Genomic DNA, 7895 nt, shown 5'->3' on the forward strand with positions numbered 1-7895 from the left:
GCGCTATGGCGGGCCAGTGCATCGCCCCACTGGATCAGCAAGGTGGCGCGGATAGTGGCCGGTTGCAGGGGCATGTGACGGCCCCGCGCATATCCCGTGGCCGCGCACAGCATGCCCAGCGCAAAGATCGCGCCGCGATGCGTGTTGATGCCGCCGGTGGCGCGCAACATGCGCTCTTCGGCGCGAATCGCCAGCGTCTGCAGGGTGCGGAAAGACGCGCCGTCGAGGCCTGCGGCGGCGATCTGGAAAAAGTAATGGCGCAGCGCAAACAGACTGCGCAGGAAAGTCTCGGCCGTCATGTCGGTGTGGCTGCCATTGTCCACGCGCGAGACCAGGCCGGGCTTGGGATAGAGCACCAGTTCCTGGTACAGGCTGCGCACCGCCAGGCGCGCGAGCTGGCGGCAGAAGGCCAGGTTCTCGCGGGCGGCGCGGCGCTTCTGCGTATGGTGCAGCGGCGGGGTCAGCGTATCGGGATGCTGCATCAGGCGGCGCATGTCTGCTCCTGCGGCAGGCTGGCGCGCACTGCGCCCACGCGTTCGAGCGCTACGCTGGCTGGCCGCTTGACCAGCACCTGGCCTTCGGGATGGCTGCCCAGCACCGCGACCTGTCGCCATTCCTTCCACGACACGGCGGCCCCGTCAGGAAACACGATTTCTCCATCCAGCGGCAGGAACATCGCCTGCCAGGCCAGCAGCCTCACGCCTGCTTCCAGCTGGGCCTGGCTGCGCGGCTGGAACAGCAGGTCGATGTCGGAACTGCTGCGCAGATAAACTTGCGCCGTCACCGCCTGCCAGGCCAGAGAACCGAATACAGAGAGAGCAATACCGGCGCGCTCCATGTGCTCCTGCAACTCCGCCAGCCCAGCCTGCCACGCGGCCGGCAGACCGGCCAGACGCGCAGCGACGATGTCGCGCAGCAGGAAAGGCGCGCGGCTTGATGCCACTTCATCGGCCCTCACCCGCAGCGCGATGCGCGGCTTGTTGCCCTGCGCATCGGGCGGCAAGGCGATGCCGACACAGATCTCTTCGTCCTTGGCCTCCACGTCGCGGCGACGCACGATCAGCGGCCAGCGCATGCGCTGCCAGTGCTGCAGCGTGGCCTGCTGGCGTGCATCACTGCCACCGGCCAGCAGGCGCGACCAGCCCGCCTCGCTCAGCCAGAGCAGGTGATGCCGCGAGTCGGCCAGAGCGGACGCGGACGGCATGCTCATCCGTTCAAGGGCGTATCGTTGGCGACCGCATCGATGACGCGTTGCGCCCACTTGCGCCCGCCCCGTTCGAGACCCGTGGCCGCACGGGTGTCGGCACTGCGATCCTGGGCCAGCGCATCGGCCAGCGCCGTGGCGAGGTCCCCATTCCAGATCTCGGCAACGCCGCCCATGCGTAAATAATTTTCAGGTCCGGGGGCAAACACCGGATTGCTCTTGGCCAGCTCGGTCAGCCGTTCTTCCGGCACCTTGGTAATGCGGGCCATCGCTGGCAGGCCCATCACGCGAATGGTCGCCTCCGGCAAGGCATAGCAGGCATCGGCGATCAGGCCGCTGGTGATGAAGCCGCCCGACAGCGCCTGGTCATACACCAGGCCGACCACGCGATGGCCCTGACGGCGCGCCAGTTCCACGCATTTGCCCAGATGCGCCATGTAGCTGTTGATGCCCAGCATTTCATCGCGGTGGCGCAGGCGCTGGCCCTGGGTATCGACCAGGATCACGATGGGCCGGCCGGGATGTTCACGCACCGTCTGCAGGATCGCACTGGCCTGGGCCAGCGCAATTTCGATGCCGATGGGCGTATGCCCGGTGGTACCGACCACGGTGACGGTACGGCCATCCACCTGCGCCGTGCCGGAGAGAAAATGATCCTGCTCGGTGATCGCGTGGCCTTGCGGGAACAAGTCCTGCGCCAGTGCGCGCCAGTCGACCTGGGGTTGAGTAACAGTCTGGTTCATGAATTCCTCTCAGGCCGTGGAAACGATGCGCAGGCGCTCGGCCATGGCGGTGAAGGCAGCGGCTTCCAGCATCGGTACCGTTTCCGGTCGGGCCACGCCCAGCTCGGCCCAGATGTCCATCGGGTCCTCGGCATGGCCAAAAGTGGCGATGCGACGGCGCAGCATCTCCTGCTCGGCTTCCAGCCCGGCCAGCGTGAGCTTCGCATCGCTGACGGCGGACAACGCGGCGATGGCTGCCGTGCGGAAGGCGTCAATGTCGTCGCTCACCAGTTGCTGGCAATCGCCGATCAGGTAGCGATGCTTGCCGCCGGTGGTACGCCAGACCAGGGCACGGTCGCGCGAATCGAATTCCTCGACGCCATTGGCAGTCTCGATCACTTCCGGACCGGACATGGCCAGCCGCCCTTCCTCGGACATGATGATGGTATTGGCACAGCGCGCCACGATGCCCATGCCGCCGAAACAGCCATTGGCGCCACCGACCAGCACGATCACGGGAATGCCGGCGGCACGCGCCTCCAGCACCGCACGCATCACTTCGGAGACGGCGATGAGCCCGGCATTGGCTTCATGCAGGCGCACGCCGCCGGTTTCCAGCAGCAGGATCACGCCTGCGGCCTGCCTGGCCATGGCGCGCTTGAGCAGCCCTACCAGTTTGGCACCATGCACCTCGCCCACGGCCCCGCCCATGAATCCGCCTTCCTGTGCGGCGGCCATCACGGCACGTCCGCCCAGCAGGCCTTCGCCGATGATGACGCCATCATCGAAGGAGACCGGCGCATCAAGTTGGCCCAAATGGGGGCTGACTACGCGCTGCGCGGGCGGCAGCAGTTCCTTGAAGCTGCCGGCGTCGAGCACCGCCAGGATGCGCTCGCGCGCCGTGGCTTCCAGATAGCTCGCACTCATGCGCCCTCCTCCACCATGGCTTCCACGGCCTGGTCCAGACGCAGGCTTACCACGGCCGGCGTGGCCCCCATGTCGTTGATGGAGATGCGGGTATCGGCCAGTTGCCAGCGTTGCTGGAAGTCGGTCATCACCGCTTCCCAGATGGTGCCGAAGCCGCGCGCGGCGGTCTTGACTTCGATGGCGCAGGCACCGTTGAGCGCCGCATTCTCGATCAGTACTTCCAGGTTGCCCGAGCTGACCACGCCGACCAGTTCAGGCGTGGCCTTGAGGCGGCGCTGGCCGTGCTCGAAGCGAAAAGTCAAAGTTTCCATAGTGTCGCTTTCATTGCGGGAAAATCACCAGTTGCGGAAGCGCTTGGGCGGGTTGTACAGCCCGCCGGAGGCCCGCACCAGGTCCTTCATGTTCTTGGCCGCCAGCAGGTCGCGGGTGGCCATGCGCTTGTCGATGCCCAGGTCTTCGGCGCGGCGGATGATGCCACGGTCGCGCAGGTTTTCCACCATGCGCTTGTCGCGGCCCATGCCGACCGCCGTATAACCGGCCACGCCACGGATGGCCTGCTCGCGCTCCTCTTCGGTACGGCACAGCAGCAGGTTGGCGATGCCCTCTTCGGTGAGGATGTGGGTGACGTCGTCGCCATAAATCATGACGGGTGGAATTGGCATCTTGGCCTGCTCGCCGAGCTGCCATGCGTCCAGCTTCTCGACGAAGGCCGGCTGCATGTGCTCGCGGAAGGTCTCCACCGTCTGCACCACCAGCTTCTGCCCGCGCGGAATGGTATTGCGTCCGGCGCGCGCCTGCTGGCCGGCCTTGAGCCAGGCTTCGCTGGCATGGCGGCGTCCGCGTGCATCCGCGCCCATGTTGGGGGCACCGCCAAACCCGGCGATGCGGCCCAGCGTGGCCGTGGAGGAATTGCCCTGCAAGTCGATCTGCAAGGTCGATCCGATGAACATGTCACAGCCATAGTGGCCGGCCGTCTGCGAGAAGGCGCGGTTGCTGCGCATGGAGCCATCGGGTCCGACGAAGAAGACATCGGGCCGTGCGCGGATGTAATCTTCCATGCCCAGCTCGGAGCCGAAGGAGTGCACGGATTCCACAAACCCGGCCTCGATGGCGGGAATGAGTGCCGGGTGCGGATTGAGCGCCCAGTGCTTGCAGATCTTGCCGCGCAGGCCCAGCGATTCGGCATAGGTCGGCAGGATCAGCTCGATGGCGGCGGTATCGAAACCGATGCCGTGATTCAAGCGCTGCACGCCGTATTCGGCATAGATGCCCTTGATGGCCATCATCGCCATGAGCACCTGGATCTCGGAAATCTGCGCCGGGTCGCGCGTGAAGAGCGGTTCGATGTAATGCGGCGTGGGGGCCTTGATGGCAAAGCTGACCCAGTCGGCCGGGATGTCCACGCGCGGCAGCTCATCGACGATTTCGTTCACCTGCGCAATGACGATGCCGCTGGAGAAGGCCGTCGCTTCGGCAATGGCCGGCGTATCTTCAGTATTGGGCCCGGTATAGAGATTGCCGTGGCGGTCGGCCGCTTGCGCCGCCACCAGCGCCACGCGCGGCGTCAGGTCGACGAAGTAGCGGCCAAACAGCTCCAGGTAAGTATGGATGGCACCGATGTTGAGCTTGCCGGCCGAGGCCAGCTTGGCCAGGCGGCCGGCCTGCGGACCGGAGAAGGAAAAATCGAGCCGGTCGGCGATGCCCTTCTCGAACACGTCCAGATGTTCCGGCAAGGCCAGCACCGAAAACAGCATGTGCAAGCCGTTGACCCGCGCCGGATCGAGTGCCGCCAGGCCCTTGGCCAGGAAATCGGCCTGCTTCTGGTTGTTGCCCTCGACACAGACCCGGTCGCCGTTTTCCAGCACCGCATAGAGCAGCTCCGCCAGTTTGTCCGCAGGCGCGATCTTGCCCTGCAACTGGCTACCCAATGCGGCGGTGGCGCGCGCCAGCCGCTGTTCACGGTTCTTCTGGCGCGCATTCCACACGCGTTCGCTACTACTCATTTACTTGGCTCCCATCAACAAATCAGGCAATACGGTCGCGATGCCCGGGAACATGCACAAGAGCAGGACCGCGAGAAACATCAGCGCCAGGAAAGGAATCGTACCCTTGATGACATCGCCTAGCGCGATATCGGGTGCGATGTTCTTGATCACGAACAGATTCAGCCCCACCGGCGGGTGAATCAGGCCCATCTCCATCACCACCGTCATGACGATGCCGAACCAGATCAGGTCGAAACCGGCGGCCTTGAGCGGCGGCAGGATGATGGGCGCGGTCATGAGGATGATCGACACCGGCGGCAGGAAGAAGCCCAGCACGATCACCATGCCCAGGATCACGGCCAGCAGCAGCCACTTCGACAAGTGCAGGTCGACCACCCATTGCGCCGCCGACTGGCTGATGTGCAGGTAGCTCATCACGTAGGAATACAGCAGCGACATGCCGATGATGAGCAGCAGCATCCCCGATTCCTTGATGGTGGAACTGAGGAAGGGCGCGATCTCTTTCGGCTTGTAGATGCGATAGACCACCGCGATCAGCACCAGCGCCAGCAGCGCGCCCAGGCCAGCGGTTTCGGAGGGCGTAGCCAGGCCGCCATAGAGCGCCACCATCACGCCGATCAGCAAGATCAGGAAAGGCAGCACGCGCGGCAGCATTTCCACTTTCTGGGCCAGCGTGAAATGCTCGTCATCCAGGTAGGCCGACTTGGCCCCACCGGCGGTGTAGACGGCATGCGCCAGCTTGTATTCCTTGCGCGCCCGGAAGACCGCATAACCCGCAAACAGGATCACCAGCAGCACGCCCGGCCCGATACCGGCCAGGAACAGGCGTCCCAGCGACTGCTCGGCGGCCACGGCATACAGGATCATGGTGATGGACGGCGGCAACAGGATGCCCAGCGTGCCGCCGGCGGCGATGATGCCCGCTGCAAAACCCGGTGAATAGCCACGACGGCGCATCTCGGGAATGCCCGCCGAGCCGATGGCCGAGCAGGTCGCCGGCGACGAACCGGCCATGGCGGCAAAGAGCGCGCAGGCAAACACGTTGGCGATGCCCAGACCACCCGGCACCTTGTTCAACCAGGCGTGGATGGCCGAATACAAGTCCTTGCCGGCAGGGGATTTGCCGATGGCCGCCCCCTTCAGGATGAAGAGCGGAATCGACAGCAGCGTGATGGAAGCGATTTCTTCATAAACGTTTTGCGTGATGGTATCCAGCGACGATTCCGGCATGAAGAAATACATGAAACCGGTCGCCACCACGCCCAGCGCAAAGGCGATCGGCATGCCCGAGCACATCACCAGGATGGTGACCACGCCATAGAGCACACCCAGGGTCAGCGGACTCATTGCGCACCTCCGGACGTTGCAGCAGGCACGGTGCCGGTAATGCGCGTGAGCACCTGCACCAGCAATTGCAGCGTCAGCATGCTCATGCCCAGCGCCATCAGGGAATACGGAATCCACAGCGGCGGCGCAAAGGTGGACGACGTGGTCTGCCCCTCCACCCAGGCTTCATGGAACAGGGTCCACGACTTCCAGGTGAAGAAGGCGCAGAACAGGAAGGACACCAGATCCACGATGAACATGCGCACCTTGTTGGCCAGCGGCGAGAGCAAGCCGGCCAGCGCCTCGATACCGATGTGCCCGCGCAGCGACTGCACATAAGCCGAGCACAGGAAGATCACGCCAACCAGCATGAAGACCGAGGCTTCATCCTGCCAGTCGGTGGGCTGATGGAAGAAGTAACGCACCACCACCGAATAGGTGAGGATGCAAGAGGTGACCAGCAGCGCAATCATCCCCAGGAACACGGCCACGCGGTGGTAGCCCTGCAGGAAGGCCGCCAGCCAGGCCACCGGGGCGCTGGCCGGTACGGCCGGGCGCGTGGCCGCCGCGCCGGGCATCTCGAAGCCGTGGCTCATACGGTCTTCTCCGCCAGGGCCAGCAGCTTGGCGCAGTTGGCATTGCGGGCCGCGAAGTCCTTCCAGGCGGTATTGCGGGCGATGTCCTGCCACTTCTTGACGACCTCGGCGTTGAGGTCGACCACCTTGGCACCGGCCTTCTGGTAGACCTGGGCCACGGCGATGTCGTCAGCCTGGGCAGCCTTGGTGGCGAACTGTTCCATGTCTGCACCGACGGCCATGATGACGGCCTGCTGGTCCTTGGGCAGGCGTTCGAAGACGGCCTTGGACATCATCAGCGGCTCGAACATGTACCAGTAAGCCTTGTCGCGTCCGGTCGTGAGGGACTTGGCCACCTCCTCCAGGCGGAAGGACATGAAGGAAGTCGACGAAGTCATCGCCGCATCCATCGCGCCGGTCTGCATGGCGGCGTAGATTTCATTGGACGGCAGGGTCACCACGGCGGCACCCGCTTCCTTCAGGATCAGGTCCATCTCGCGTGAACCGCCGCGCACCTTCATGCCCTTGGCATCGGCCGGATCGACGATGGGCTTGCCGCGCGAGGCCACGCCGCCCGCCTGCCAGATCCAGCTGACGATCACCACACCCTTCTCGCCCAGGATGCGGGCCAGTTCCTTGCCTACTTCGGCATTCTTCCAGGCGGCGCCCTGCTGGTAGGAGGTCACCAGGCCGGGCATGAGGCCGATGTTGGTTTCCGGGACTTCGCCGCCGGCATAGTTCAGCGGCACCAGCGACATGTCCAGCGCACCCTTGCGCAGGGCGGAGAACTGGGCGTTGGTCTTCATCAGCGAGGAGCCGGGATAGATCTCGAACTTCAAGGCGCCTTTGGTCTTTTCGTTCACCTGCTGGGCGAACATGCGCACCAGGCGGTCTCGGAAGTCGCCTTCTGTCAGGGTGCCACCGGGAAACTGGTGAGAAATCTTCAGGCTGCCCGTTTGCGCCCAGGCGGCGGGCATGGCGGCGGCAAGCGGTGCAGCGGCTAGGGTGCCAAGGAAATGGCGACGGGTGAATGCGGTCATGCTGGTATCTCCTCCAGGAATTGATGGAACTACTGTGTTTTTATGCTCTCATCGTGTATACAATTTCAGCCGAAACGCATACATTGTCAAGCATT

The 7895-nt window shown here is 64.5% G+C and carries 9 protein-coding genes; all 9 read right to left on the reverse strand.

Annotated elements, in window-relative coordinates; translation table 11 throughout:
- On the reverse strand, positions 1 to 494 hold a 494-nt coding region (locus tag B3873_RS07925; RefSeq protein WP_286865127.1), incomplete at its 3' end, for a triphosphoribosyl-dephospho-CoA synthase.
- Positions 482 to 1204: a malonate decarboxylase holo-[acyl-carrier-protein] synthase gene (gene mdcG / locus B3873_RS07930; protein ID WP_286865129.1), complete on the reverse strand. Its 723-nt coding sequence runs from the start codon at positions 1202 to 1204 to the stop codon at positions 482 to 484. The genes B3873_RS07925 and mdcG, both read right to left, overlap by 13 nt.
- 2 nt (positions 1205 to 1206) lie before the next feature.
- On the reverse strand, positions 1207 to 1947 hold the full coding sequence (gene mdcE, locus B3873_RS07935) for a biotin-independent malonate decarboxylase subunit gamma (protein WP_286865131.1): 741 nt from the start codon (positions 1945 to 1947) through the stop codon (positions 1207 to 1209).
- A 9-nt stretch (positions 1948 to 1956) separates the two neighbouring features.
- Positions 1957 to 2853, reverse strand: a complete 897-nt coding sequence (locus tag B3873_RS07940; RefSeq protein WP_286865133.1) for a biotin-independent malonate decarboxylase subunit beta — start codon at positions 2851 to 2853, stop codon at positions 1957 to 1959.
- Positions 2850 to 3164, reverse strand: coding sequence for a malonate decarboxylase acyl carrier protein (gene mdcC / locus B3873_RS07945; protein WP_134222653.1), 315 nt, complete (start codon positions 3162 to 3164; stop codon positions 2850 to 2852). Before mdcC ends, B3873_RS07940 begins: the two co-directional genes overlap by 4 nt.
- A gap of 24 nt (positions 3165 to 3188) precedes the next feature.
- Complete coding sequence (mdcA, locus tag B3873_RS07950; protein ID WP_134222654.1) at positions 3189 to 4856, reverse strand: malonate decarboxylase subunit alpha; 1668 nt, start codon at positions 4854 to 4856, stop codon at positions 3189 to 3191.
- Positions 4857 to 6206 carry a TRAP transporter large permease gene (locus tag B3873_RS07955; protein ID WP_121041604.1) on the reverse strand — a complete coding sequence of 450 codons (1350 nt, stop codon included), beginning with the start codon at positions 6204 to 6206 and terminating at the stop codon, positions 4857 to 4859.
- Positions 6203 to 6781, reverse strand: a complete 579-nt coding sequence (locus B3873_RS07960) for a TRAP transporter small permease (RefSeq protein WP_286865135.1) — start codon at positions 6779 to 6781, stop codon at positions 6203 to 6205. The genes B3873_RS07955 and B3873_RS07960 overlap by 4 nt, the downstream gene beginning before the upstream one ends.
- Positions 6778 to 7800: a TRAP transporter substrate-binding protein DctP gene (gene dctP, locus B3873_RS07965; protein ID WP_286865136.1), complete on the reverse strand. Its 1023-nt coding sequence runs from the start codon at positions 7798 to 7800 to the stop codon at positions 6778 to 6780. The genes B3873_RS07960 and dctP overlap by 4 nt, the downstream gene beginning before the upstream one ends.
- Positions 7801 to 7895: the final 95 nt, after the last annotated feature.

Origin of the sequence: Herbaspirillum sp. UBA812, from assembly GCF_002296545.1 — a bacterium.
GTDB classification, from domain to species: Bacteria; Pseudomonadota; Gammaproteobacteria; order Burkholderiales; family Burkholderiaceae_D; genus Herbaspirillum; species Herbaspirillum huttiense.

Bases quoted from the DNA above. Each gene is read 5' to 3' on its own strand.
- mdcG (WP_286865129.1), bottom strand. From the start codon at position 1,204: ATGCCGTCCGCGTCCGCTCTGGCCGACTCGCGGCATCACCTGCTCTGG.
- mdcE (WP_286865131.1), bottom strand. From the start codon at position 1,947: ATGAACCAGACTGTTACTCAACCCCAGGTCGACTGGCGCGCACTGGCG.
- B3873_RS07940 (WP_286865133.1), bottom strand. From the start codon at position 2,853: ATGAGTGCGAGCTATCTGGAAGCCACGGCGCGCGAGCGCATCCTGGCG.
- mdcC (WP_134222653.1), bottom strand. From the start codon at position 3,164: ATGGAAACTTTGACTTTTCGCTTCGAGCACGGCCAGCGCCGCCTCAAG.
- mdcA (WP_134222654.1), bottom strand. From the start codon at position 4,856: ATGAGTAGTAGCGAACGCGTGTGGAATGCGCGCCAGAAGAACCGTGAA.
- B3873_RS07955 (WP_121041604.1), bottom strand. From the start codon at position 6,206: ATGAGTCCGCTGACCCTGGGTGTGCTCTATGGCGTGGTCACCATCCTG.
- B3873_RS07960 (WP_286865135.1), bottom strand. From the start codon at position 6,781: ATGAGCCACGGCTTCGAGATGCCCGGCGCGGCGGCCACGCGCCCGGCC.
- dctP (WP_286865136.1), bottom strand. From the start codon at position 7,800: ATGACCGCATTCACCCGTCGCCATTTCCTTGGCACCCTAGCCGCTGCA.